The 24,576-nt window shown below is 70.5% G+C and carries 22 protein-coding genes; 9 read left to right on the top strand and 13 right to left on the bottom strand.

The annotated features are described in order from the left end of the window. Positions 1 to 65 precede the first annotated feature (65 nt). Together ACQPXM_RS05850 and ACQPXM_RS05845 are read right to left on the bottom strand one after the other, a co-directional pair. Entirely contained in the window at positions 66 to 1,286 is a 1,221-nt protein-coding gene (locus ACQPXM_RS05850) for an MFS transporter (RefSeq protein WP_432945553.1), read from the bottom strand. Then, on the bottom strand, positions 1,283 to 2,536 hold the full coding sequence (locus tag ACQPXM_RS05845; RefSeq protein WP_432945551.1) for an ATP-grasp domain-containing protein: 1,254 nt from the start codon (positions 2,534 to 2,536) through the stop codon (positions 1,283 to 1,285). The genes ACQPXM_RS05850 and ACQPXM_RS05845 overlap by 4 nt, the downstream gene beginning before the upstream one ends. A gap of 182 nt (positions 2,537 to 2,718) precedes the next feature. Between ACQPXM_RS05845 and ACQPXM_RS05840 the strand changes: the two genes are divergently transcribed. Continuing rightward, positions 2,719 to 3,240: a CGNR zinc finger domain-containing protein gene (locus ACQPXM_RS05840; RefSeq protein WP_432945549.1), complete on the top strand. Its 522-nt coding sequence runs from the start codon at positions 2,719 to 2,721 to the stop codon at positions 3,238 to 3,240. Positions 3,241 to 3,256: 16 nt separating this feature from the next. Here the strand turns inward: ACQPXM_RS05840 and ACQPXM_RS05835 are convergent, their stop codons facing one another. After that, positions 3,257 to 3,907, bottom strand: coding sequence for a LysE family translocator (locus ACQPXM_RS05835; protein ID WP_432945547.1), 651 nt, complete (start codon positions 3,905 to 3,907; stop codon positions 3,257 to 3,259). Between the two features lie 103 nt (positions 3,908 to 4,010). Then, positions 4,011 to 4,997, bottom strand: a complete 987-nt coding sequence (locus tag ACQPXM_RS05830; RefSeq protein ID WP_432945545.1) for a hypothetical protein — start codon at positions 4,995 to 4,997, stop codon at positions 4,011 to 4,013. Between ACQPXM_RS05830 and ACQPXM_RS05825 the strand changes: the two genes are divergently transcribed. Next, a complete protein-coding gene (locus ACQPXM_RS05825; protein ID WP_432945543.1) occupies positions 4,996 to 5,484 on the top strand; it encodes a TetR/AcrR family transcriptional regulator in 489 nt (162 codons plus the stop codon). The genes ACQPXM_RS05830 and ACQPXM_RS05825 overlap by 2 nt on opposite strands. Before the next feature lie 101 nt (positions 5,485 to 5,585). Here ACQPXM_RS05825 and ACQPXM_RS05820 read toward each other — a convergent pair whose 3' ends face one another. The 6 genes from ACQPXM_RS05820 to ACQPXM_RS05795 form a co-directional block, all read right to left on the bottom strand. Further along, positions 5,586 to 6,533: a Kelch repeat-containing protein gene (locus ACQPXM_RS05820; protein ID WP_432945541.1), complete on the bottom strand. Its 948-nt coding sequence runs from the start codon at positions 6,531 to 6,533 to the stop codon at positions 5,586 to 5,588. 71 nt (positions 6,534 to 6,604) lie between these two features. Further along, positions 6,605 to 7,675 (bottom strand): XdhC family protein, encoded by a 1,071-nt coding sequence (locus ACQPXM_RS05815; protein WP_432945539.1) that lies wholly within the window; start codon positions 7,673 to 7,675, stop codon positions 6,605 to 6,607. 4 nt (positions 7,676 to 7,679) lie between these two features. After that, positions 7,680 to 9,977 carry a xanthine dehydrogenase family protein molybdopterin-binding subunit gene (locus tag ACQPXM_RS05810; protein ID WP_432945537.1) on the bottom strand — a complete coding sequence of 766 codons (2,298 nt, stop codon included), beginning with the start codon at positions 9,975 to 9,977 and terminating at the stop codon, positions 7,680 to 7,682. Between the two features lie 30 nt (positions 9,978 to 10,007). After that, the gene (locus ACQPXM_RS05805; protein ID WP_432945535.1) at positions 10,008 to 11,009 is read right to left on the bottom strand and encodes an FAD binding domain-containing protein; all 1,002 of its coding nucleotides are present in this window, start codon (positions 11,007 to 11,009) and stop codon (positions 10,008 to 10,010) included. A 2-nt stretch (positions 11,010 to 11,011) separates the two neighbouring features. After that, complete coding sequence (locus tag ACQPXM_RS05800; protein WP_432945533.1) at positions 11,012 to 11,518, bottom strand: (2Fe-2S)-binding protein; 507 nt, start codon at positions 11,516 to 11,518, stop codon at positions 11,012 to 11,014. 89 nt (positions 11,519 to 11,607) lie between these two features. After that, positions 11,608 to 12,504, bottom strand: coding sequence for an AraC family transcriptional regulator (locus ACQPXM_RS05795; protein ID WP_432945532.1), 897 nt, complete (start codon positions 12,502 to 12,504; stop codon positions 11,608 to 11,610). Between the two features lie 106 nt (positions 12,505 to 12,610). Here ACQPXM_RS05795 and ACQPXM_RS05790 point away from each other — a divergent pair, with 106 nt between their 5' ends. Together ACQPXM_RS05790 and ACQPXM_RS05785 are read left to right on the top strand one after the other, a co-directional pair. Next, complete coding sequence (locus ACQPXM_RS05790; RefSeq protein WP_432945530.1) at positions 12,611 to 13,213, top strand: nucleotidyltransferase family protein; 603 nt, start codon at positions 12,611 to 12,613, stop codon at positions 13,211 to 13,213. A gap of 84 nt (positions 13,214 to 13,297) precedes the next feature. Further along, on the top strand, positions 13,298 to 14,119 hold the full coding sequence (locus ACQPXM_RS05785; RefSeq protein ID WP_432945528.1) for an SAM-dependent methyltransferase: 822 nt from the start codon (positions 13,298 to 13,300) through the stop codon (positions 14,117 to 14,119). Positions 14,120 to 14,150: 31 nt separating this feature from the next. Here the strand turns inward: ACQPXM_RS05785 and ACQPXM_RS05780 are convergent, their stop codons facing one another. Together ACQPXM_RS05780 and ACQPXM_RS05775 are read right to left on the bottom strand one after the other, a co-directional pair. After that, a complete protein-coding gene (locus ACQPXM_RS05780; RefSeq protein ID WP_432945526.1) occupies positions 14,151 to 15,164 on the bottom strand; it encodes an aldo/keto reductase in 1,014 nt (337 codons plus the stop codon). Further along, the gene (locus ACQPXM_RS05775; RefSeq protein ID WP_432945525.1) at positions 15,161 to 16,198 is read right to left on the bottom strand and encodes a DUF4331 family protein; all 1,038 of its coding nucleotides are present in this window, start codon (positions 16,196 to 16,198) and stop codon (positions 15,161 to 15,163) included. The genes ACQPXM_RS05780 and ACQPXM_RS05775 overlap by 4 nt, the downstream gene beginning before the upstream one ends. A 120-nt stretch (positions 16,199 to 16,318) precedes the next feature. Here ACQPXM_RS05775 and ACQPXM_RS05770 point away from each other — a divergent pair, with 120 nt between their 5' ends. From ACQPXM_RS05770 to ACQPXM_RS05750, 5 genes are all read left to right on the top strand, one after another. Then, positions 16,319 to 19,081: an ATP-binding protein gene (locus ACQPXM_RS05770; RefSeq protein ID WP_432945523.1), complete on the top strand. Its 2,763-nt coding sequence runs from the start codon at positions 16,319 to 16,321 to the stop codon at positions 19,079 to 19,081. A gap of 3 nt (positions 19,082 to 19,084) precedes the next feature. Continuing rightward, a complete protein-coding gene (locus ACQPXM_RS05765; protein ID WP_432945521.1) occupies positions 19,085 to 19,642 on the top strand; it encodes a dihydrofolate reductase family protein in 558 nt (185 codons plus the stop codon). Positions 19,643 to 19,775: 133 nt separating this feature from the next. Then, positions 19,776 to 20,690 (top strand): MurR/RpiR family transcriptional regulator, encoded by a 915-nt coding sequence (locus tag ACQPXM_RS05760; RefSeq protein WP_432945519.1) that lies wholly within the window; start codon positions 19,776 to 19,778, stop codon positions 20,688 to 20,690. Positions 20,691 to 20,741: 51 nt separating this feature from the next. Next, entirely contained in the window at positions 20,742 to 23,114 is a 2,373-nt protein-coding gene (locus ACQPXM_RS05755; RefSeq protein WP_432945517.1) for a family 20 glycosylhydrolase, read from the top strand. Positions 23,115 to 23,237: 123 nt separating this feature from the next. Continuing rightward, a complete protein-coding gene (locus ACQPXM_RS05750) occupies positions 23,238 to 23,750 on the top strand; it encodes a hypothetical protein (protein ID WP_432945515.1) in 513 nt (170 codons plus the stop codon). A gap of 35 nt (positions 23,751 to 23,785) precedes the next feature. On the opposite strand, the gene ACQPXM_RS05745 is transcribed toward ACQPXM_RS05750, so the two are convergent. Next, complete coding sequence (locus tag ACQPXM_RS05745) at positions 23,786 to 24,562, bottom strand: maleylpyruvate isomerase family mycothiol-dependent enzyme (protein WP_432945513.1); 777 nt, start codon at positions 24,560 to 24,562, stop codon at positions 23,786 to 23,788. Positions 24,563 to 24,576 lie beyond the last annotated feature (14 nt).

Here is a 24,576-nt window from a genome sequence, read left to right as displayed (position 1 = left end):
AGTGAAGGGGAGGTGGTGTTGCCGGCCCGTATGCGGTTTCCCATACGCCGGCGATACCTCGAGCGTCATCCTTCCCGGCTTGTGCGCGGGAGGGCGAGGTACGCGGAGAGCACACCGGCCGCGGCGATCAGCGACCACAGAGCCCAAGGCCCGATCGCGTACGCCGCGCCGCCGAGGATCGGGCCGGCGCCCGTGCCGATCGTGTACGCGGCGCCGTGCAGACCCTGGTAGCGGCCGACCATGCCGGGTGGGGTCAGACTTCCGAGGTAGGCGTACGCGACCGAGCTGGTGATCATCTCGCCGAGCGTCCACAACAGCACTGTCGCCGCCAGCGGGACGAGGGCCGTCCCGACACCGGACAGCGCGAGGCCGATCCCGACCAAGAGGTTGCCAATAGCAAGTACATACTCCGGCCGGTAGCGCGAGACCGCGCCGGTGGTGGGCAGCTCCAGCAACAGGACCAGCAAGCCGTTGAACCCCATCAGGAAGCCGAAGTCGCGCGCCGTCAGCCCCACGTCACTGACGTGCAGGGGCAGGCCGACGGTGGACTGGACGTAGACGAACTCGGCGACCACGGTCATCAGGAGGAAGCGCAGCAAGGCGCGGTCGGCGAGCGCCCGCCGATATCCCACCTGCGGAGCGACCGCGGCTTCCGCGTGCTGGTCAGGCCGCGGGGGTGGTCCGTCGCGCAGCAGTACTGCAACGACCGCGCCGAACAGCAGACACGCGGCACCGTTGCCCAGGAAGAGCCACGTGTACGACGTACCGGCCAGCACTCCGCCGATCACGCCGCCGAGCGCGGCGCCGATGTTCATCGCGGCCCGGAAGACCGCGAAGGCGGCGAGCCGTTGCCGGTTGGTCGTCACGGCGTCGACCAGCACCGCGGCGGCGGCCGGCCGGTAGATCTGCGACGTCAGGCCGATCAGGCCGACCACCACGACGACCAGCGCGAACGGACCGACGTACGGGACGGCAGCCGTCAGGCCGGCCGTCGGTACGGCGGACAGCACGATCGTCCAGCGCCGGCCGATCCGGTCGGCCAGGTAGCCGCCGGCGGCGTTGCCGAGCACGTTGCCCACCCCGGACACACCCAGCACGAAACCCGCGGCACCGGCCGAACTGCCGCGCTCGATCAGGTAGAGCACGATGAACACCGGCAGGAAGTTGCCGGCCCGGTTGACCAGAATGCCGAGGCTGATGATCCAGACCCGGCTGGGCAGCGTGCGCAGTGCGTCGCGGAACCCGGGCTCGTCGACGCCGGTCCGGTCCGGCGGCGCGGTGCTCACGCGACCGGCTCGGTCCGCACGTGGATCGCCGCGGCCAGCCGCTTGCCATGGGCAACCGCTTCGGCGGCCGTCGCGCCGCGGGCGACGACATGACCGACCTTGTCCTCGTTCCACGTCAGCGGCGGTACGACGTTGCCCGGAGCCACTTTGACCTGGACGTCCACGCAGGCCGGATCCGCGCGGACGGCGTCGACGCCGGTCACCTCCACGACCCGTCCGGGCTCCGGCGTGAGGAATCGCACCGCCGCTCCGCCCCGAGGCTGTGGCGGCGTGGTCAGCGGCTCGACCACCCCGGCGCCCAGTGCGTGGCGCTCCAGATCGACGCCGTACACGATCTCGGTCAGTTCGTTGATCCGATCGCCGCCGACGCGATTGTGGGACTCGACGATCCGCGGGCCGCCTCGGGTCAGCTTCACCTCGGTGTGCGCGGGGCCGTTGCGCAGGCCCACCGCGTCGAGGAAGTCAGTCACCAACCGGGCGACCTCGTGCAAGGTTTCTGCCGAAGAGCCGCTGGGCTGCGCATGCCCGACCTCGACGAATCCCCCGGCGTCGCACTCCTTGTCGGTCACCGCGACCACCACATGTCTGCCGCCGAAGGACAAGGTCTCCACGCTGAGCTCGGGACCGTCGAGGAACTCCTCGATCAGGAACTCGTCGAACGAATCGGCGGACGACAGATCCTTGGTCGTCCAGTTGCCGTCCTCGAGGGACCGGAACCGGTCGGCGACGACGTCCACGTCGGCCGGGTCGCTGACGCGGAACACCCCGAGGCTGCCCGATTCACGGATCGGCTTGACGATGATCGGGAGCCCGTGGACCCGGACGAACTCGCGGACGTCCTGGGCGGAACGGCCGACCGCCGAAGCCACCGGGCTGACACCGACGTCGGCCAGGTGCCGGCGCATCCGCGCCTTGTCCAGCAGCAGTTCCACCGTCGCCACGGACTCGCCGCCGAGGCCGAGCACCTCGTTGACGCGTGCCGCCGGCAACAGTCCGAGCTCGAACAGCGAGACGGCCGCGTCCAGCCGGTACGCCTCGTGCACCGCCCGGACCAGCGGCAACAGCCGATCGACGTCGGCGTAGTCGAGCAGCAGCGCCTGGTCGACGTACGGCCAGTGGCTGCGGTCGTACTCGTCCGGGAACTGGGCGAGTACGACGTCCAGGCCCAGCTCCCGGGCTTTCCGCACGTGCTGGAGGCCACCGCCGATGACCAGGACGCGCGGCCGATGGCCGGTCGATGCGACAGACAACGGAGCTCCCTCTCGAGTGCGGTCGGTGTCCGATGTGCAACACCACCAAAACCGTAAAGCCGGTTGCGCGGCGTCGTCAACCGGCTTTCGCGTTATGGTGGTGTCGAGCAGGAAGGGAGCTGATCGCCATCGGGACCACCAGGCCGGACACGAGCACGAAGACTCCGGCGTACGCCGACCTGTTGTGCGACTTCGCGAACACCCTCGACGTGGATGTCGACGCACTGTGCGCGGACTCGCTGGTCGAACCGGCCGGCCTCAGCGACTGGCTTCGCGCTCACCACCTGCTCGGACCCGACGAGCAGGCCGGCGAGGACGACCTCTCCATCGCACGGACGTTCCGCACCGGGCTCCGGACCGCCATGGTGCGTCACAACGAGGGCGACCACACCTCGACGGTCGCCGAGCTCGACGACGCCGCCGGCCGCCTACCGCTCCGGGTCGTTTTCGACGGCGCCCGTCCCCGGCTCGCCCCGGCGGACGGCGGCGCCAGAGGTGGTGTCGCGCGACTCCTCGTCGCGGTCGCGGAGGCGGAGTCCGACGACGCCTGGCGACGACTGAAGATCTGCGTCGCCGACGACTGCCAGTGGGCCTTCTACGACGCGTCCAAGAACCGCTCGCGCCACTGGTGCTCGATGGGCGTCTGCGGCAACCGGCAGAAGACCCGCACCTACCGCTCCCGCCAACGCGCCAACCGCGGCTGACCCCGGCTGACGCCGGCTAGGGAGTGCTGACGGCCGGCGTACGGTCGGCGGCCAGCTTGACCGCGAAGGCGGCCAGCGCGGTACCGGTCAGGTACCGGTGGATCCTCGACCACAAAGGCTTACGGGAGAAGAAGACCGCGACCGACCCGGCGGTGATGACGAAGATCGCGTTCACCAGTACGCCGACCGCCAGCTGGGTGAGCCCGAGAATCAGGCTCTGCGCGCCGACGTGACCGCGGGACGGATCGACGAACTGCGGCAGCAGGGAGATGTAGAGAATCGCGATCTTCGGGTTCAGCAGACAGGTCAGCAGCCCCATCCCGAAGAGCTTGCGCGGACGGTCGGGCTCCAGCGCGTTCGGCGTGAACGCGGAACTTCCGCCCGGACGAAGCGCGTTCCACGCCAGCCAGAGCAGGTACGCCGCGCCGGCGAGCTTCAGCCCCACGTAGATCTCCGGCACCAGCGCGAACACCGTCGCCAGGCCGGCGGCGGCTGCGAGCAGGTAGATCAGGAAGCCGGTCCCCACGCCCGCCAACGAGATCAGCCCGGCACGCCGGCCTTGCACCACCGACCGCGAGACCAGGTAGATCATGTTCGGCCCGGGCATCACCACCAGCCCGAGCTCGATCAGCGCGATCCCGATCAACGCTTCCGTGCTGACAATCACCCTGCATCCCCCTCCGTCGAAACCACCACGACGCTAACAGCCGCAGAGAGCACTGATCGCCGCGGGTGGACCGCCCCCGGAGCTGATCCGGGCGCGGATCCGGTCAGTTCCGAATCGTGTGGCCGTGCAGGGCCGCGAGGGCGGCGTGATCGAGAAGAGAGCTGTCCCAGGTGGACGTGAGGCGCGCGATCCTGCCGGAGCGGTCGAGTTCCAGCGAGGTGACGCCGCGCGGAACAGGGCTGGTGGAGGTCCACTCGAAACCACCGCCCTGCGCCGAGCCGGTCACGTGCCGGATCGCCGACCGGCGGCCGTACGGAAGGACGTCTAGCGAGCGAGTCAGGAACGCCTCGATACTGCGCCGGCCGACCACGGTGGCGTGCAGTGCGAGGTCGTCGAGCACCGCATCCTCGGCGAACACCTTCGCCGCGTCGGCCGGCTTGCCCACCGCGAGCGCCGCGACCAGCGACTCCGCCGTACGCCGAAGCGCCGGCGCGGCCCGGCTGATCACAGTGGACTCCCGGAAGTCCGGCGGGAACTGGTCGGCCGGCAGCCGGAGCGCCGCGATGTCGGCCAGCGGGAACTGGCGTCCCTCCCAGTAGTCGATCCAGCGCACGATCTTGCCGCGTTCGATGCCGACGACGGCGATGGCACGGATCTCCTGACCGAACAGCTCCGGAGTGTTGGTGAAGTGCACGACCGCACCACCCGCGTCGCCCTGGATCCTGGTCGGGTACGAGCGGCCCGATGCCGGCCAGGACGGCATGAACTGCGCGAACCTCGCTCGCTGCTCCGCCCACGAGTACGACGGCCAGCCGAGCACGGCGTCGATGTAGGTCAGTTTCGCCCGGGAGAAGTGGGACATCGTCGCGTCGACGTCGGCGCTGCTCTTGTCCTCGAAGTACCGCACCAGCAGGCGGACGACATCGGAGCTTGCGTAACGCACGTCGAGCGCGCCGGCGGGATGCACCGGTGAACCGGCCCGCGCGACCGACGGGACCAGCGAGGTCGCGGCGACGGCGGCGCCGCCCGCCGCCACGGTGCGGATCAGGCGTCGGCGGCCGATCCCGGCCGGTCGAGAGGTGTCGTTCATGAGTTCTGCTCCTTCGGTCGTACCACCGGACAGGAAGTTCCCCGATCGCACCGAGCTCGTCGAGGCCGTCTTCCTCGAACGGGGACAGACGTACCTCGCCGTCGCGCAGGAGTCCTTGCGCATCCCGGACGCCTGGGACGCGTTCCGCACGTACGTCGAGCGCCTCAGCGCCCTCCAGGCCGAGGACCGGGTCGTCACGGATGTGCTCACGCTGACCGCGCCGGAGGCACCCACGCTGCGGCGGTTGCGGATGCGGCTGCACGCCACACAGAACCGCCTGATCCGGGCCGCCCAGCGCCAGGGATCCCTGCGGGCCGACTTCGTCCCGGGGACATGGTGCTGCTGCTCATCGCCAACGCCGCGATCGCGCAGGCGACCGGCGAGCTGGCACCGGAGAGCCGGCCACGCTTCCTCGGCCTGGCCCTCGACGCGGTCAGAGCGGGCAACACGACGCCTCTCCCGCCGCCACCGACTCCCCGCCGCTTGATCAAGGCGCTCGCACGACCGCCGGTCGTGCGCCGCCGACCGTCCACTCCGCCTTCGACCAGCTGACCACGGAGGTCTCGCATCCCCCGTCGAGCCTGCTCCTCAGGGCCGGAAGGCGTCGTTGACGGCGACCGGCTGCGCCCCGGCGGCGGTTCCCCCACCGGGGATGTAGATCTTGTTGCCGACCGCAACAGCCGCCGTACCGTGCCGCGGCACCGCCATCGGGGCCAAACGCTGCCAACGATCGCGCGCGACGTCGTAGGCCTCGGTGTCGTCGAAGATGCTGTGGCTGCCCGGCGCCGGATTGCCCTCGCCGCCGAAGGTGTAGATCTTGGTCCCGATCACGGCCGTCGCGATGCCGCCACGCGCGGTCGGCATCGGAGCGCGCTCGGTCCAGCGGCCGTTGCGCAACTCGAGGGCGTAGACAGTGTCGCGGACGTTGACCTGGCCCTTGTCGCGGCCGCCGAGGACGTAGAACACACCGCCGACCACTGCGCCGCCGACATGGTCGCGAGCCTCCGGCAGGCTGGGCAACACCGACCACCGACCCGTGACCACGTCGTACGAGGACACCGTCGCCACCGTGTCGTGCAGGCCACCAGGCCCGGGAGTGAGCGTCCGCATTCCACCGGCGAGATAGATCGTGGTGCCACGGACACCGATCGCGGCGCTACCACGACGCAGCTCGCTGGGCATCGAGGGCAGCCGAGTCCACCGATCGGTCCGGGGCTCGTAGACGAAACTGTCGCCGAGCGCCTGCCACGACGCACCGCCAGACAGTCCACCCAGCACGTAGATCCGTCCCCCGACGCTGGCGACGTTGGGATGGTTCATCGCGACCGGCAGCGGCGCGACCTCGGACCAGGTGTTGTGACGGGTGTCGTACACCTCGACCCGGTTGGTCGTCGTGGTGACACCGTCGGCCCGGTAGATGCCACCGATCACGTACACCTTGCCGCCCAGTGCCGCGACGCTGTGTTCCTGCCGAGGGCCGCTACCGATCGGCGCCAGAGCCGCCCAGCCATTGCCGTACACAGCCGGAGCGGTCACCACGGGCGACTCCGGCTGCTCACCGTGTCCTGGATGAGCAAAGGCCGGAGCGGCGGTGGGCCACAGCAGGGCTAGGGACACAGCGACGACAGTTCGGCGCATGACGGTTCGGCGCATGACGGTTCGGCGCATGACGGTTCTCCGTTCGGGGATGTGTCGACCGCGGTGACCGGCGGCTGGACGGGGCGCCGAGTGGCGGCGAGAAGTTCGGCGACGATTTCGATCGCGATCTCGTCGGGACCCTGGCCACCCAGGTCGAGCCCGGCGGGGCCTCGCAGTCGGTCTGTCTCGACCTGGCGCGGAGTCGTGCCGTAGGAGGCCAGGTACTGCTGCATCCGCCGGAGTCGGCGGTTGGGGCCGAGCACACCGATGTACGGCGCGGGAGTGGCCAGCGCGGCGGCGATGTACTCGCAGTCGCGGAGGAAGTTGTGGGTCATGACCAGGACGTAGCTGTGGACGTCGAGGTCCGGAACGGTCCGGAGCAGCGTCGTACCGGCGGGAAAGCGGGCGGGATCGAGCAGGAGCCGACGATGGTCGACCACGACGACGTCCCAGCCCAGGCCGGTCGCCGCTCGGACCACCGGCGGCACGTCGTCGCCGGCGCCGCAGATCACCACGCGCGGCCTCGGCAGCAGGGTCTCGGTGAAGACGTGGTCCAGACTGGAAGGTGTTGCCCCAGGCAACGTTCGGCCGGGTGCCTCGCCGTCGACCTGCCAGCAGCGCAGCCCGGTCTGTGGACCGGCCACGACGGTGGTGATCCGGATTTTCTTTCGAAGCCGCACCGACTGATCGAGCAGCTGGAGCATACTGCTGGACGGCGTCGCGGGTTCGACCAGGACACGCAGCAGTCCGTTGCAGCCCATCCCCCAGCCGAGCACAGCTTCCTCGTCGCCGCGCAGGTCGTACTCGACGACCCGCGCGGTCCCGGTCCGGTGCACGGTCGCGGCTGCCTCGACGATCTCCCGGTCGAGGCAGCCGCCGGTGAGGTTCCCGACCGTGCTGCTGTCGGCGTTGATCAGCAGCCGCGCGCCGGGCCTGCGGTACGACGACCCTTCGACCGCGACCAGGGTCGCCAGCGCCAGCGGGTTGCCGTCCCGCCACGCGGCGGTGATGGCGGCGAGTTCCGCGGGGGTGGCGCTCATCGGTTCAGATCACGTCCTCGATGCGGATCGGCAGACGCCGCACTCGCCGGCCGGTGGCATGCCAGATCGCGTTGGCGATCGCGGGTGCGACGCCGACCATCGACACCTCGCCGAGACTCTTCACCCCGACGGAGTTGAGCACCGGGTCGGGCTTGTCGATCAGGCTGACGTCGATGTCGCCGATGTCGGCGTTGACCGGAATCGCGTAGTCCTCCAGGGAGGCGCTGAGGAACCCGCCGAAGCGCGGGTCGACCTCGCTGCCTTCCCGCAGCGTCGCGCCGATGCCCCAGATCACCCCGCCGCGGACCTGACTGACCGCGGTCACCGGGCTCGCGACCCGGCCGCAGTCGGCGACGCTGACCACCCGTGGCACCCGGATGCGCCGGATCCGCGGCTCGATCCGCACCTCGACGAAGTGGGCGATGTAGCTCATCGACGTGAACGCCGGGTACTCCGGTCCCGCCCCGGCCGCGCCTCCGGCGGCGACGCGGTCCCAGACGTCGTCCGGCTGGCCAGGAGCCTTCGTCCGGGCCTGGAGTTCGACCGGCGCGCGCCCAGCCATGGCGGCCGGCAGGTCGACCGGGCCGCTCGGTCGCAGGCCGAGCTGCTGGCGCAGCCTGACCATCGCCGCGTCGATCGCGGGCAACGCGGTCGCGGTGCCCCATGAGCCGGCGGTGCCGTGCTGGGGAGGTGCGCCGCGGGTGTCGCCTACGACGACGACCACGTCCTGGGCCGCGACGCCGAGGTTTGCGGTGATCAGGTTGGTGATGGCGGTCCGGATCCCCTGGCCCATCTCGTGCCCGTCGACCGTGATGGTGACCCGGCAGCGCCGGCGTCCGAGACTCTCGGCCCGCAGTACGGCGGTGGCCGGTGCGGTCGCGGCCTTGTACGCGCCGGCGGCCACGCCCCAGCCGATCAGCGTGCCGTCCTTGGCGCGCATGGAGCCGGCACCGGGCCGGCGATCCACCCAACCGAACCGGTCCGCTCCGCGGCGCAGACACTCGGCCAGGTGGCGGGAGGTGAACGGGTGTCCGCTGATCGGGTCGGTGGTGGGCGCGTCGTTGGCCAGGCGCAGCGCCACCGGATCGCGCCCGAGCTGGTGGGCGAGCTCGTCGACGCTCGACTCGAGCGCGAACGCCGCGATGTGCTCGAACGGCGCCCGCATGTAGCCCGGCGTCTGCGCGTCGGTCCGGACCAGCTGGTGCCGGCCGCGGAAGTCCGGAATGTCGTACATCCGGCCGGTCAGCTCGGTGTACTGCATCGGGAACAGGTCGAACCGCGAGGTCTGCGCGTCGATCTCGTGAATCGCCGCGAGCATCCGGCCGGTGCGGTCGGCCCCGAGCCGGATCCGCTGCCTGCTGGCCGGCCGGAAGCTTCCCGCGTGGAACGTCTGGGTCCGGGGGATGACCAGCTTGACCGGCCGGCCCACCCGGCGGGCAGCGAGCGCGAGCGGTCCCAGGTGCAGCTGGAAGGAGTTCTTCTGCCCGAACGCGCCACCGGCCGACGGGGAGACGACCTCGACCCGATCGGCGGAGATGCCGAGCGAGTACGCGACACCGTGCCGGACCGCGTTCGCGTTCTGCGTGCTCTCGTGCACGATCAGGTTCTCGCCCTGCCACTCCACCGTGCTGGCCAGGAGCTCGATCGGCATGGTGTGCTGAGGCGGACCGTCGTACGTCGCGTCGAGCTTGACCGGGCTCGCCGCGTAGGCGGCATCCGCGTCACCCATCACCGTGTCCGGGAACCGCGGGTTGACCGTCGCCTGCACGAGCGTCTCCGCGCCGTCCGCGTCCAACGTCACCGCGAAGGGCTCGGTCTCGTACCGGGCGGTGACCAGCGCGGCGGCCTCGGTGGCGGCGATCAGCGTGTCGGCCACCACGAGCGCGATCATCTGTCCCCGGTAGGCGACCCGGTCCGACGTCATCGGCTGGTAGCCCTGGACGGCGAAGCCACCCGCCATGATGAACGGAGCCGAACGAAGTTCCCCGGCCGGAATGTGCGTCAGCACCAGCCGCACGCCGGGGACCGCCTCGGCGGCAGCGGTGTCGAACTCGACCACTCGGCCCTTGCCGATCGTCGCGACGACCGGCACGGCGTGAGTCAACCGCGCCGGTGCCTGGTCGGCGCCGTACCGGACGGCACCGCGGACCTTGTCGCGGGCGTCGACCCGGCGGGCGTAGGGCTGCCGCCTGGTCTCGTCGCCGACCAGGGCCGCGGCGGTCAGGGGTGAGCCGACGGTCTCCACGCCGGCCAAGGCAGTGGCCGCACCCGCGCCGCGCAGGAAATTACGCCGTGTGGGCATGTGATCAACAGCCTCCTGTCGTCGTGCGGCTCATCGAGTGGCCCGCGTTCTGGCGATCATCAGTGCTTCGGTGACGGTCCGGATGCCCAGCTCGATCCGGAACGCGTTGTGGTGCCCGGCCTTCGCGCCGGCGAAGGCGACCTCGCCGGCCCGGCGAGCAGCGGCCTCGGTCAGCCGTTCGCCGATCAGGGTTTGCTCGGCGGCCGGGACCCGCCAGGGGCGCGTCGCCACGCCGCCGAGCGCGATCCGGCTCTGCCCGACCACACCGCGGCGGTCGACCGTGAGGCCGACCGCGGCCGAGGTGAGCGCGAACGCGTACGACTCACGGTCCCGGATCTTGAGGTACGTCGAACCGCGGCCCGCGGCGGTCTTCGGGACCCGGATCCGCACGATGAGCTCGTCGGCCGCGAGCGTGTGCTCGCGCTGTGGCGTGCTGCCCGGCTCGAGGTGCAGATCGGCCAGCGCGATGGTGCGGCGCGCGTTCGGCCCGACCACGTCGACCTTCGCGTCGAAGGCGAGCAACGCGACCGCCCAGTCACCGGGGTACGTCGCGATGCAGCTCTCGCTGCCGCCGAACAACGCGTGGTGACGGTCGATCCCGTCGATCGCCGAGCACCCGCTGCCGGGCTCGCGCTTGTTGCAGGGAAAGGCCGAGCCGCCGCGGAAGTAGCTGCACCGGGTCCGTTGCAGCAGGTTGCCGCCGACGGTGGCCATGTTGCGAAGCTGCTGGGACGCCGCGCGCCACAGCGATTCGGACAGGGCCGCGTAGTCACGCCGTACGACGGGGTGCTCGGCGACGTCGGACATCCGCGCGCCGGCGCCGATGACGAGTTCCGGGCCGGAGGTGTCGATCCGGGTCAGCTCGGCGATCCGGCTGATGTCGATCACCGCGGGCGGGTTCTCGATCCGCAGCTTCATCAGGTCGTACAGCGTGGTGCCGCCGGCCAGCAGCTTGGTGCCCGGGCCGCCGTCGGCCAGCGCCTCGACGGCCTGGCCGACGCTGCGCGCGGCCGTGTACGCGAAAGGTCGCATCGTCAGTGTCCCGTCCGTCGGGCGGTTTCCCGGATCGCGGCGACGATGCCGACGTACGCGCCGCAGCGGCACAGGTTGCCGCTCATGTACTCGCGGATCTCGGCGTCGTCGCGGGTGTGCCCTTCGGCCATGCAGGCGAGTCCCGACATCACCTGCCCGGGCGTGCAGTAGCCGCACTGCAGGGCGTCGTGGTCGATGAATGCCTGCTGCAACGGATGCAGCTCGCCGTCCGGTCCCTCGACACCTTCGATGGTCGTCACGGCCCGGCCGTTCACCTGCACCGCGGCGGTCAGGCAGGAGACGACCCGGCGTCCGTCGACGTGCACCGTGCACGCGCCGCACTGGCCGTGGTCGCACCCCTTCTTGGTGCCGGTGAGGTCGAGTCGCTCCCGCAGCACGTCGAGCAACGACTCGCGCGGATCGACCGCGACCCGGGCGGGGTTTCCGTTGACGGTGAAGGCCAGATCGACGGCCGCGGGGGCCGGCGCGGCGGGGAGTGCGTTGTCCATGCCGCCACTGTAGGAATCACCGACCGGCGATCGTTTGCGGGAAATTGCTGCCCGCGATCCACGGATTGCTGAGCTGCCGGCCGGTCAGCTCACGGCCGGGAGCGACGATGGCTTCGCCGGTACGCCGACGGCGACATCCCGGTCTCGCGGGTGAACGCCGACGACAGGTGCGCCGGACTGCTGAAGCCGCACCGGCGTGCCACCTCACCGATCAGCGCGTCGCTCTCGGCGAGATGCCGGCGCGCGGCCTCGATCCGCAGCGAGGTGAGGTAGCGGCGCGGCGTCTGCCCGGTCGCGGCCTTGAACACCCGCAGGAAGTGATAGACGCTCAACCAGACCTCACCGGCGATGTCGGCCAGCGTCAACGGCTGGTGCAGGTTGTCCCGCATCAGCTCGATCGCCTTGCGGACACGGGCGTCGTCGTGCCGCGGTCCGGCGACCGGCGGCATCCCGCCGTACCGGGTGTGCAGGTGTACGGCGAGGAACTCGGCCGCGCTCTCGGCGTACAGATCGTCCAGCTGGGCGGTCGCCGCCGAGGCCATTCCCAGCAGGACCTGCTCGACGACCGGGTCGGTGATCGCCAGGGCGTCGGGTTGTCGCGCCTCGGTGTCGTCGCGATCCCAGAGTTCCAGCGCGACCCGCTGCATCAGCTCGCCCGGCAGATACAGGTGCAGCGTCGTCGTCCTGGCGGTTCTGGACCGCCAGCGCAGCCGCGTGGACCGGCCCGGCGCGGTCAGCCCGATCTGGCCAGGCGTGTACCGGGCGGACCGCCAAGCGCCGTCCGCGTGGGATTCCATCAGCACATCGCCCTCCGTGACGAGGACCAGGTGCTGATCCCCGATCGGCGGGAGGCAGACCTCTTCGGCCAGCGGTGCGTCTTCGTGGCCCTGCAGAAGGACCGAACGCCAGCCCGGCTCGGTCCAGCTGCAGAACGTGCGCCGCGCGTACTGGCTGACATCCATGTCCAGTGCTTCGTAACCCTGCATCGCACCGCCTCACCGACGCCATGTACTGACGTGGCGGAAACTACCACCGGCTCAAAGGTGGTCCGGCCGATGTCCACCAGGCGGTTGGCCCTCTACGCTTCCCGGCATGCGAATCGCCGGAGTCGTGCTCGCCGCTGGCGCCGGCCGTCGGATGGGCGCACCCAAGGCACTGGTCCGTGACGAGGAGGGCACCGCGTGGGTGGTGCGGATCTCCCGTCTGGTCGCGGCCGGAGGATGTGAGCCGGTGCTCGTGGTCGTCGGCGCCGCCGCGGCGCAGGTGACGGCCGAGCTGAGCGGAGAACCGGTGGAGGTGGTCGAGGCGGCCGATTGGGAGCAGGGCATGGGGGCTTCGGTCCGCGCCGCGCTGGCCGCGGTGGATCAGGCCGCGATGGATCGGGCCGACGCCGCGCTCGTTGTTCCTGTCGACGTCCCCGGTCTGACCGCTGCCGCTGTTCGGCGGATCGCGGCGAAGGGCGGACCCGACGCGCTGGTTCGTGCTGTGTACGCCGGGGCGCCGGGCCATCCGGTCCTGCTCGGACGCAACCACTGGTCGGGCGTACGGGACAGCGCGGTCGGGGATCAGGGCGCCCGGACCTATCTGCGCGACCACCCGCCCACCGATGTCGAATGCGCCGATCTCGCCGACGGCACGGACGTGGACCGGGCCGGCCAACTGCCGCCCGGGCACCACCTCACCCCGCGTTCGTGACCGATACCCCAAGTAACCAAGAGCTAGTAATGTGTCGTCGGCCGGGCGGTTCGCCTCGGCACGGCCCGGAACTTGGGGAAGGTTATGCAGCCTGAGAAGCAGCAACTCTCGATCACGGTCGACGAGACCGTTCCGACAGCGGCGCGCATGTACGACTACTACCTCGGCGGCAAGGACAACTTCGCAGCGGACCGGGCGGCGGTCGCGGAGCTGGACAACGTCGTGCCCAGCACCCGCGCGCTCGCCGTGAACAACCGGCGCTTCCTGCAGCGGGCAGTGCGGGTGCTCGCCGAGGACCACGGGATCAAGCAGTTCCTCGACCACGGATCCGGCCTGCCCACGCAGGACAACGTGCACCAGGTCGCCCAGCGCACACACCCGGACGCCCATGTCGTCTACGTCGACAACGACCCGGTGGTGCTCGCGCACGGCCGCGCCCTGCTGGTCGAGGACGAGCGCACCACGGTCATCCAGGCGGACCTGCGCGACACCGAGACGATCTTCGCCCACCCCGACACCGAGCGGCTGATCGACTTCTCCCAGCCCGTCGCCGTGCTGTTCAACTCGGTCTTCCACTGCATCCCCGACAGCGAGACCGACGGCCCGATGGCCGTGGTCCGCCGGGTCACCGAGCGGCTGGTCCCGGGCAGCTACCTGGTGATGTGCCAGCTGGTCAGCGAGGACCCCGCGATCCGTGACTCGGTCACCAAGTTCATGGACCAGGCCACCCACGGCCACTGGGGCCGCGTTCGCCAGGAGCAGGACGTCGCCGAGTGGTTCGAGGGCATGGACATCCTCGAGCCGGGACTCGTCGAGGTGTCCACCTGGCGGCCCGACGGTGCGGCCGCTCCCCAGCAGCTGACCTCGGAGTGGATCGAGTTCGGCGGCGTCGCCCGCCTGCGCTGACTGGTTGCTCGTCCGCCCGTCCCCGAGTGCGTCACCCGCGTTCGCTGTCGAGGGTGACCATTTGGGGCGACGGGTAGCGGTCGCCGGCGGCCGCGTCGGGAGGTACGGCGGCGTCGATCTCCGCGAGCGTGTCCTCGTCCAGCTCGAGGGCCGCCGCGCCGAGGGACTCGGTCAGGCGGTCGCGGCGCCGGGCTCCGACCAGGGCAACAATGTCGTCGCCCTGCGCGGCGACCCAGGCGATCGCCAGCTGGGCGACGGAAACCTCCAGCCGTCCGGCGATCGCCGTCAACGCGTCGACCAGGCGAAGGTTGTGCTGCAGGTTGCCGGACTGGAAGCGCGGGCTGCGAGTGCGGAAGTCGTTGGGGCCGAGCGTCCGGGCAGTCGACCAGTGGCCGCTCAACAACCCCCGGGACAGTACGCCGTACGCCGTCAGGCCGATGCCCAGCTCGCGCGTCGTCGGCAGGATCGCCTTCTCGGGTCCGCGGGACAGCATCGAGTACTCGATCTGCAGGTCGCTGATCGTCGCGACCGCGGCGGCCCGGCGCAGAGTGTCCGGACCGACCTCCGAGAGTCCGATGTGACGGATGTACCCCGCCTGACGGACCTCCTCCAGCGCTCCGACGGTTTCCTCCACCGGGACGTCGGGGTTGAGTCGGGCCGGCCGGTAGATGTCGACGTAGTCGGTGCCGAGCCGGCGTAGCGAGTACGCCAGCCGGTCCTTCACGGCCGCCGCCGACACGTCGTAACCGACCGGCTGGAAGCCGCCGTCCGGCGTACGGCGGCTGCCGAACTTCACGCTCAGCACGACCTGCTCGCGCCGACGGCCCTGCAGAGCTCGCGCGATCAGCAGCTCGTTGGCTCCCGAGCCGTAGAAGTCCGCCGTGTCGAGCAGGGTGACCCCCGCGTCGAGCGCGGCGTGAATCGTGGCGACGCTCTCGGCGTCGTCGGCCGGACCGTACAGGTCGGACATGCCCATCGTGCCGAGGCCGATCGCCGACACCTCCGGGCCGTTGCGGCCGAGCTTGCGGGTCTGCACGAGGGTCATCGGAGGGCCTCCGGGACGTACGGGAAGGACGTCCGCGGCGTGGACGTCACGGACTCCTTGCCGATGCCGAGCGAGACCGGCGTGTTGGCCGCGATCGAGAACATCACGTCCGGCGCGTTGTCGGTGAGCGACCGGCCGTTCCAGGAGGCGAAGCCGAAGCAGGCGGGCGTGCCGACGACGTACGGCAGCACGTTCGGCAGCATCCGGCCGACGACCGTGGCCGCGTACGCCTCCGGGTCCTCGGCCGTCCCGTACGCGCGGACGACGCCGGCGATCTCCCCGCTCAGCAGCTTCCCGTACGTCGCGACGTCCTCGCTGGGCCGGCCGCCGTTGAGGTCGTCGCCGAGCCGCTCGTTGTACTGCGTGAACAGCGGGTGGATCATCGGCAGCCCGACCCGGTTGATCGAGCGCCAGCCGCCTGCGTCGGTGGCCAGGCTCGCGACCGCCCAGACGCCGATCGGCCGGGTCGACTGCCCGGGCGCCAGCAGTTCGGTGTCGGGAATCTCGAGCACGATCGAGTACACGGTGTGACCCGCGAACAGGTTCTCGGCCTGGTCGGCGGTCCACGCGCCGAGGTCGATCGTCGTACCGTCCTGGAACGCGTGGCCGACCGCGTGCAGGACGTCCGGCTCGATCCAGAACGGGTCCCCGGCCTTCCCGGCCCACACCCGCAGGCCGCTGTCCGTACCGATCGGCTCGTCAGTGTTGCCCTCAGCAACGACCATGCCGGGAGCGAACGGATCTCCTGCGTCGGCTCCGTCGGTCCGGCGTACGGTGAGTGCTTGCCGGCCGGTCTCGTCGCGCTCGGCGAAGACGAACCGGTAGGTCAGGTCCTCGACGCTGTCGCCGTCGAGATCGAGCTTGAACTCGTACCTGCCCTCCGGGTGGTAGCCCGGCTCAGGGATGTCGCCGGCCAACGAGTGGCAGACGTTGATGATCAGGACCGTTCCGGTCTCGCCCCGGAACGCGTACAGATCGGTGATGTCCAGCCGCACGTCCTGACGTGCCAGCGGTGAATCGAGGTGGTGTGACATGAGGCAGTTCCTCTCCTGGGTGGTCCGCAGACCACTGTGGGGTTTCGGAGGCCTCGTCCGGATGAGTCATCTGACTCGATCTGTCCCGGTTGAGTAGAATCCGAGCACGGAGGTGAGCCGGTGGTTTCGCTGGTCGGCCGGTCGCAGGAGTTGCAGTACCTCCAGGCCTTCGTCCGAGAGGCCACGGACAACGGTGCGGCGCTGGTGGTCTCGGGCGACCCCGGGGTGGGCAAGACCGCCCTACTCGACGCCGCGGCCGAGTACGCCGACGGGCTGGGGGCGACCGTTCTGCGGGTCGCGGGGACCGAGCAGGAGGGCCGTCTCAGCTACGCAGCTCTGAACCAGGCGCTGTATCCCCTGGTCGAGCAGTTCGAGGAACTGAGCACCGCCCAGCGGGAGGCGCTCGAAGTGGCGCTCGGATTCGGCGGCGGTCCACCACCGAAGCGCCTGCTGGTCTCCAACGCGGTTGCCGTCCTGCTGCGCAAGGCCGCGGCACGCTTGCCGCTGCTGCTCGTCGTCGACGACGTGCAGTGGATCGACCAGGCAAGCGCCAACGCGTTGAGTTTCGTGGCCCGGCGGCTGGCCGGAAGCCGAGCGGGACTGCTGGCGGCGACCAGAAGCGGTGCGGAGCAAGGGTATTTCGACCGCTCCGGACTCCCGCGGTACGAGCTGAAGCCGCTGCCCGACGACGCCGCCGGCAGGCTTCTCACCGACCACTTCCCGCAGATCGAGGCGACCGTACGGGCGCGCGTCCTGCAGACGGCCCAGGGCAACCCGCTCGCTCTGCTCGAACTGCCGCGTGCGCTGAGCCGATCACAACGCGCCACGACACAGCTCGTACCAGCTGTGCTGCCGTTGAGCGAGCAACTCCTGCGGTCGTTCGCCTCCCGGGCCGGAAGCTTGCCAGAGGCAACCAGACGACTGCTGCTCACGGCCGCCCTCGAAGGCACCGGAGAGCTCGGCGCGCTGGAGGCGGCGTCGGCCGGCGCGTACCGGATCGACGACCTCACCCCGGCCGAACGTGACCGCTTGGTGGAGATCCGTGATCACCGGGTTGTGTTCCGGCATCCGCTGATCCGCGCCGCGGTGGTCGAGACGACGACCTCCGCGGAACGGCGCCGGGCGCACGAGGCCCTGGCCGCGGTCGTCGTCGACCAGCCCGAACGCCGGGCGTGGCATTTGGGTGAGGCGACAGTCGAACCGGACGAAGAGGTCGCGAAGGTGCTGGAGGACGCGTCGCGCTCGGTGTTTGCCCGCGGCGACTACCAGTCGATGGTCGCGCTGCTCACGCGTGCCGCCGATCTGAGCCCCGACCCGGCGGAACGAAGCCGGCGGCTCGCCACCGCGGCGTACATCGGTGCCGAGGCGATGGGAGAGACGAGGAGCGCGGCCGAATTGCTCGCCGACAGCCGCCGGGCCAGCAGCGCGGCGAGCGCTTCGCTGCACTACGCCTCGGCCGCCGCACTGGTGATGCTCGACGACGACGGGAACCTGGAGACCATTCACCACCTCCTGGTCAGCGCCTTGGACGGCAGCCCGAAACGCCACGACGCCGACGATCCCGAGGTCGTCACCGCGCTGTGGACCCTTGCCCTGTTGAGTTTCGTGGGCGGCCGCGAAGACCTCTGGAAGCAGTTGTACGTCGCGATCGACCGGCTCGAGAAAGGACCACCGGAGCTGCTTCGGCTGACCCTCGACCTGTTCGCGGACCCGGTGCGGACAGGCGTCGAGGCGTTGCCTCGGCTGGACGCGGCCCTGCAAGCGCTGGACCACGAGACCGACACCGACACGGCACAGAATCTCGCCGGCGCCACCATGTACGTCGACCGGCTGGCGGCGGTTCGGGAACACCTGTGGCGGTCGGTGGTACAGGGCCGGGAAGGCGGTCCGGCCCGACGGCATCTAGTCGCGCTGATGGACATCTGCGTCGACGACTTCCATCGCGGCCGGTGGGACGAGGCCGGCGAACTCGCGGCGGAGGGCCTCGCGGTGACCGAGCACCGAGCGGGACGGTTCTTCGGGTGGTACTTCCGCTATCACCAGGCCTTGCTGACCGCCGTCCGGGGAGAGTACGAGACGAGCCGGGCGGTGGCCGAGCAGATCGTCGGCTGGGCCGGACCTCGCGGTGTGCGCACTGCCTGGGTATTCGCCCAGCAGCCGCTCGTACTCGCCGATCTGGGGAGCGGTGACTTCGAGAGCGCCTACCACCGGGCGACCGCGGTCAGTCCGGCGGGAACGCTGGCATCCCACGTACCGCACTGTCTGTGGATCGCGATGGATCTGGTCGAGGCCGCGGTCCGCACGGATCGTCGCGACCAGGCGCAGCGCCACGTCCGGGCCCTGCAGCAGGCGAGGGTGGCGGACCTGTCTCCCAGGCTCGCGATCATGGTCGCGGGATCCGCTGCGCTGGCGGCGCCGGACGAGGACGCCGACGCACTCTTCCAGCAAGCACTGAGCCTGCCGACCCTCGACCAGTGGCCGTTCGACGTCGCGCGCGTGCGCTTGGCGTACGGCGAACACCTGCGGCGCGCCCGTGCGCTGAATCAAGCCCGCACCCAGCTGCGCGAAGCGCTCGCGGCGTTCAGGAGACTCGGCGCCCATCCCTGGACCGCACGAGCCGAGCGAGAACTCCGAGCCGCCGGCCACGCGCCCGCCCCGACGGCGCGCGAGTTCGTCAACCTGACCTCTCAGGAGCTCGAGATCGCCCGCCTCGCCGCCTCGGGCTTGACGAACAAGGAAGTCGCCGCTCGGCTGTTCCTGTCACCGCGTACGGTCAGCGGCCATCTCTACCGAATCTTCCCCAAGCTCGGCATCACCACCCGCGCCGCACTGCGCGACGCGCTCGCCGCGCTGCCGGATCCACCGCACCGAAAGGACAACTGACGCATGGCGAAGCTCATCTACTCGATGATCACCTCGCTCGACGGCTACGCCGAGGCGGCCGAAGGAGACCTCGGCACCGGCGCCGACGACCCGGAGGTGCACACCTTCATCAACGACGTCTTCCGCCCGGTCGGCACGTACCTGTACGGCCGGCGGATGTACGAGACGATGGTCTACTGGGAGACCGCGCACACCGTGCCCGACCAGCCGCCGCACATCCTGCAGTACGCCGAGGACTGGCAGGCCGCGGACAAGATCGTGTACTCCACGACGCTGGAGTCGGTGTCCAGCGCGAAGACCAGGATCGAGCGCAGCTTCGACCCGGACGCTGTGCGCAAGCTCAAGGCCGAGGCGGATCGCGACCTGACCGTCGACGGCCCGAACCTGGCGGCCCAGGCGATCGCGGCCGGTCTGGTGGACGAGTACCACCTGTTCGTCACCACCAGTGTGGTCGGCGGTGGCAAGCGGTTCTTCCCCGACGGCGTACGCCTCGATCTCGACCTGGTCGAGCAGCGGGCCTTCGACAGCGGACTGATCTACGCGCGCTACCGGACCCGCTGACCTCGACCGCCGGCCTGCGGGGCGCGGCGGTAAACCCTTGACATTGCGACACCGCGAGATAATTCTTCTTCACATCCACCGCAGCAGCGGCCGGATCTGAGAATTCTTTTCACGCGAGGTCGCGATGCCTGCTGTGGGTGCGGAACCGAATCCGCCGGCCGTGCTGCCCCGGATCGAAGTCCTGCTCGAGGAGCTCACCGGCGCTCTGCGGGCAGTAGGAGAACGGGTCCTGGCCGATCCGGTCGGGGTGGCGCAGACGCCGATCACGGAACTCGCGCGGGCGAGTGGCACCTCGCCGGGCACCGTGACGCGGTTCTGCCGTGCGGTCGGGCTGGCGAAGTACGCCGACCTTCGGTACGCCCTGGCGGCCGAGACCGGCGGCGGGCAGACCTCGCCCCGCGAGCTCGACCTCGGCACCGAGATCGCGAGCGAGGACAGCCTCGAGCGGGTCCTCGCGGTGATCGAGTCGGTGAACCGCCGAGCGATCCAGCTGACCGCTGCCCGCCTCGACCTGGACGCGGTCGACCGGGCCGTGGACGCCGTCGTCGCCGCCCGGCGTGTGGACATCTACGCGGTCGGCGGCAGCGCGATCGTCGCCGAGGAGATGCGCTTGCGGCTGGGCTGCATCGGCGTGATGTCGTCCGCCTGGTCCGAGGTGCACAACGGCCTGACCAGCGCCGCACTGCTCGGCCCGGCCGATGTCGCACTGGGAATCTCCAACACCGGGCAGACCCGGGAGACGCTCGAAATGCTGCAGGAGGCGGCGAGTCACGGGGCGACCACCGTCGCGCTGACCAACGCCGGCGACTCTCCACTGGCCCGCACAGCCGACATCGTTATGACCACCGTCGCTCACGAAACCTCGTTCCAGCCCCGGGCGCTGGCCGCCCGTCACGCGCAGTTGACCGTGCTGGACCTGCTGTTCGTCGCCGTCGCCCAACGGCGCAAGGGCGAATCCACCCGCGCGCTCGAACTCACCGCCCGAGCGATAGCTCCGCACCGCCGAGCCGACGGCCACACCCCGCGCCGCCGTCGTCCGCGCGCCTGACAGACCCGCAACGAACTCCTCTGACGACCGCCAACGAAGAAGGAGCCCCGCATGCGCCACCTGATACACCACCTCAGCCGGTCGAGATCACGACCTCGTGAGACGACCCGGCGTCGCGGCCTCGCGCTGCTCGCCCTCACCCTGGCCGTCCTCTTCTCCTGGACCAGCATCGCCTCGGCCGCCTCGTTCGCGTCGGCTTCGGCGACCGAGAGCTGGCCGACCGGCCCGGACGTCCGCGACGTCGCCCGTACGGGGATGGCCACGGCGTCGACCGTGTTCAGTCCGCAGCCCGACCGCTTCGCCGCCGCTCACGTGAACGACGGCGACCTGAGCACCCGCTGGGCGTCGGACTCACCCGAGAGCGGCTACCCGGACCCGAGCCGCGAGTGGGTGCAGATCGAGCTGGCCGAGCCCAGCCCTGTGCACCACGTGGTCCTCTTCTGGGAGACCGCTCACGCGGCGCGGTACCAGATCCAGGTCTCGAACGACGGCCAGAACTGGCAGACCGCGGCGGAGATCACGAACGCGCCCGGCGGACGAGAGCTGGTCAACGTCGGGTCGACCACCCCGGTGCGGTTCGTTCGCATGCAGGGCCAGGCCGTCGCGACCGGCTGGGGTTACTCGATCTGGTCGTTCGAGATCTGGAACGGGCCGCGTCCCGGCGCCGGCCTGCCCGGCGGGCGGATCCTGCCCGCGCCGGTGTCCCAGACCGAGGTGGACGCCGCACCGTTCGAGCTGACCCACCACTCGCGGATCGTCGCGTCGTCGCAGCAGGCGCGTGCGGTCGCCAACCAGTTGCGGAACGACCTGCGGCCGGCGACCGGCTTCCCGCTGCCGGTGGTCGCGGCCGACGCTCGGCCCGGTGACATCGAGCTGGTCCTGGCCGGCTCCGAAGCCCCGGCGGCCGGAACCTTGGCTGTTGCCGAGGGCTACAAACTTTCGGCCGGCGACGATGGTCTCCGGATCGCCGCCGCGACCGAGCACGGCCTGTTCAACGGCATCCAGACCCTGCGGCAACTGCTTCCGCCGTGGATCTACGGTGACCAGGTTCGGCCCGGGCCCTGGAAGGTCGAGGCCACCGCGGTCACCGACCACCCCAGGTTCGCGCACCGCGGGCTGATGATCGATCCGGCCCGCAACTTCCTGCAGGTCGCCGAGGTGAAGGCGATCATCGACGACCTGGCCGCCGTCAAGGGCAACGTCCTGCACGTCCACCTGACCGACGACCAGGGCTGGCGACTGGCGATCGACAGCTGGCCGCGGCTGGCCGAGGTCGGTGGCGCGATGTCGATGCCGGGCGGCCGGACCGGCTTCTACACCCGCGACGACTTCGCCGAGATCGTCCGGTACGCCGGTGCGCGGCAGATCGAGGTGATCCCCGAGATCGAGATGCCCGCGCACTCCGGCGCGGCCCGCGCGGCGTACCCGGAGCTCGGCTGCGGCGGCGGATACCTGTGCTCGACGCGCGAGACCACCTACACCTTCATCGACGACGTCCTCACCGAGCTCGCCGAGATCTCCCCGAGCCGGTACGTGCACATCGGTGCCGACGAGGCCGACATGCCACACGACGAGTACGTCGCGTTCGTGCGCCGGGCCGAGCAGATCGTGCGCAGTCACGGCAAGACGATGATCGGCTGGTCGCCGAGTCCCGAGGTCGGGCTCGACCCCACCTCGGTGCACCACTACTGGCAGGACCAGAGCCGCCAGATGAACTCCTCGTGGTTCCAGCCGCGCCGGCCGGTGATCCTGTCGCCGACGCAGCAGGTCTACCTCGACTATCCGTACCCCGGTTACAACACCCGGCGGTCGTACAGCTGGGATCCCTTCAACCTGACCGACGGCTGGACGGGCACGAACCTGCAGCGCGACTTCGGCCTGAACAACGCCGACATCCTCGGCATCGAAGCCCCGATCTGGGGCGAGCGGATGCTGCGCGGCCTGCCGGACGTGCAGCACAAGGTGTTCCCGCGACTGGCGGCGATCATGGAGAAGGCGTGGTCGCCAGCGACCGCCACGACCGACGCCGACGCGGTGATCGCGAGGATGCAGGCCCAGGGTGCTCGCTGGATGTTCGGTGACACCAACTTCTACGTCGATCCCGAAGTCAGCTGGGAGTCCGCGGCGATCGGAAGCACCCTGATCGCGAACGCCGAAAGGGCGATCGACGGCGCCGTCGCCGCGGTCGCCATACCCGGCGCGTCGCCGACCGCGATCAGCGCGACCATCGACTGGGGCGACGGCACCACGAGCACCGGAACAGTCACCGGCCGAGCGGCGGCGGACGGACAGGTCAACAGCCTGTTCACGATCTCCGGCACACACCACTACCCGAACGCCGGGCGGTACACGGGAACGGTGAAGATCACCGGCCCGGGCGGCGTCGACCTCACGACGACGTTCACGGTGAACGCCGCGAGCTGACCACGACCCGATCACCGCCGGATGAGTTCGCCGCCGGCGGTGATCGGGTTTCTGCTCCCTGGATCGTTGACCGCGTTCGCTGGCCTCTTGCGTGGGCATGATGGAGAGCGGGAGGTGGGGCGGGTGGATGTCAGGGATCTTCCGGACGAGCTCAGCCTGGCGTGGTCGTCGCGCACGACCTGGGTGTGGGTGGGGGACATCGCGCAGTGGCTGTGCGCTGCGGGGGCTGTCTGGTACATGTGGTCGCGGGGAGCCACGCTTGCGGCGTTCGCCGCCGCCTTGGTGGGATGTTTGCTCTGCCAGGCAGGCGCTGTGGCGGCGGTGGTGTGGCCCGGTCGGGCGGCCGGTACCCGCAAGCTGAGGGACCACCACCGAGGCGTGACGGTGGCGATCCAGTGTCTGACCGGAATCTTCGGCATCGCTCTCGGCATGCCGGTTCTGCACAAGGTCCTCGACGAGCCCGACCGGCCCGTGGAAGCGCTGTTCGTCGCGGGCAGCACGCTCCTGCTGACGTCGTTCGCGGGCCTGGTCGCCGTCACGGCACTGTCGTCCCGGGCGTCGAAGGGCAGCAGCGAGCAACTCCCGGACGAGCCGGACTGGGCCGATCTCGCCGACACCGCGACCGTCGACGACTGACCCGATCCGCGGAATCCCGCTGCGCTGGGCGCGCGTCAGTCGGTGACCCAGTTCATGTGTTCGATCCAGTGGTCGAGCAGTGCTCGATCGCCGTACACCTCGAGCCCGGGCGCCGCATCCAGCGGGCGGCGCCTGGTGATCACCAGCAGCAGATCGGTGGCTGGGCCGCGGACCGCGACGTCCGCCTTGGTGTGCGTGCGTTCCAAAACGACCTCGTCAGCCTCGCGGCGCGCCACCCACTCTCCGGGCGCGTCGGTCGCGTGGAAGTGAAGGGTCTGGCCGCTGCCGCGCATCGCGTCGGCGAAGTCCGGCCGGTTCTCCCAGTAGCCGCGGGACGTCATCGTGGCCAGCCAGTCCTCGATGGCCGCGACGGCCGGCTCCGGCGCCAGCTCGTACGGCGTACCGAGCGCCGCGGCCGCGTCCGCGCGATGCACGCACGCCTCGCCGAGCAACCGGCGTGACCAGAACCGCACGCCCGCCGAGTCACCGGACGGATCCCACACCGGCGCGTCGTCGGCGACCGAGTCGAACGCCTGCTTCGCCTCCGCCGCGGTGCCGGTCAGCCAATCGCGCCACTGCGCCGAATCCGCCGGCGCCGGGACGTAGCCGGCGAACGCCTCGCTCGGCTCTGTCATCCGCTGCCCCACGAGCAGAGCCACCATCCGCTGGGTCGCGCCGACATGGTCGACCAGGTCGGCCAGCGCCCACTTCGGACAGGTCGGGACCGGAGTCGCCGCGTCCTTGCCGTCCACCCAGTCGGCGAACGTGCGCGTCTGGTCGACCACGGCGTCCAAGTACGCGGACGTTTCCATCAGTGCACCTCCAA

The organism is Kribbella sp. CA-253562 (assembly GCF_050942265.1).
Taxonomy (GTDB): Bacteria; Actinomycetota; Actinomycetes; order Propionibacteriales; family Kribbellaceae; genus Kribbella.
The sequence above is the reverse complement of the archived record's forward strand: the minus strand, read 5'-3'. Positions and strand labels throughout refer to the sequence as shown.

Coding starts and splice junctions, on each gene's coding strand:
- ACQPXM_RS05825 (WP_432945543.1), top strand. CDS start 4,996: ATGAGTTCTGCTCCTTCGGTCGTACCACCGGACAGGAAGTTCCCCGAT.
- ACQPXM_RS05830 (WP_432945545.1), bottom strand. CDS start 4,997: ATGAACGACACCTCTCGACCGGCCGGGATCGGCCGCCGACGCCTGATC.
- ACQPXM_RS05815 (WP_432945539.1), bottom strand. CDS start 7,675: ATGAGCGCCACCCCCGCGGAACTCGCCGCCATCACCGCCGCGTGGCGG.
- ACQPXM_RS05810 (WP_432945537.1), bottom strand. CDS start 9,977: ATGCCCACACGGCGTAATTTCCTGCGCGGCGCGGGTGCGGCCACTGCC.
- ACQPXM_RS05805 (WP_432945535.1), bottom strand. CDS start 11,009: ATGCGACCTTTCGCGTACACGGCCGCGCGCAGCGTCGGCCAGGCCGTC.
- ACQPXM_RS05800 (WP_432945533.1), bottom strand. CDS start 11,518: ATGGACAACGCACTCCCCGCCGCGCCGGCCCCCGCGGCCGTCGATCTG.
- ACQPXM_RS05795 (WP_432945532.1), bottom strand. CDS start 12,504: ATGCAGGGTTACGAAGCACTGGACATGGATGTCAGCCAGTACGCGCGG.
- ACQPXM_RS05790 (WP_432945530.1), top strand. CDS start 12,611: ATGCGAATCGCCGGAGTCGTGCTCGCCGCTGGCGCCGGCCGTCGGATG.
- ACQPXM_RS05785 (WP_432945528.1), top strand. CDS start 13,298: ATGCAGCCTGAGAAGCAGCAACTCTCGATCACGGTCGACGAGACCGTT.
- ACQPXM_RS05780 (WP_432945526.1), bottom strand. CDS start 15,164: ATGACCCTCGTGCAGACCCGCAAGCTCGGCCGCAACGGCCCGGAGGTG.
- ACQPXM_RS05775 (WP_432945525.1), bottom strand. CDS start 16,198: ATGTCACACCACCTCGATTCACCGCTGGCACGTCAGGACGTGCGGCTG.
- ACQPXM_RS05765 (WP_432945521.1), top strand. CDS start 19,085: ATGGCGAAGCTCATCTACTCGATGATCACCTCGCTCGACGGCTACGCC.
- ACQPXM_RS05755 (WP_432945517.1), top strand. CDS start 20,742: ATGCGCCACCTGATACACCACCTCAGCCGGTCGAGATCACGACCTCGT.
- ACQPXM_RS05745 (WP_432945513.1), bottom strand. CDS start 24,562: ATGGAAACGTCCGCGTACTTGGACGCCGTGGTCGACCAGACGCGCACG.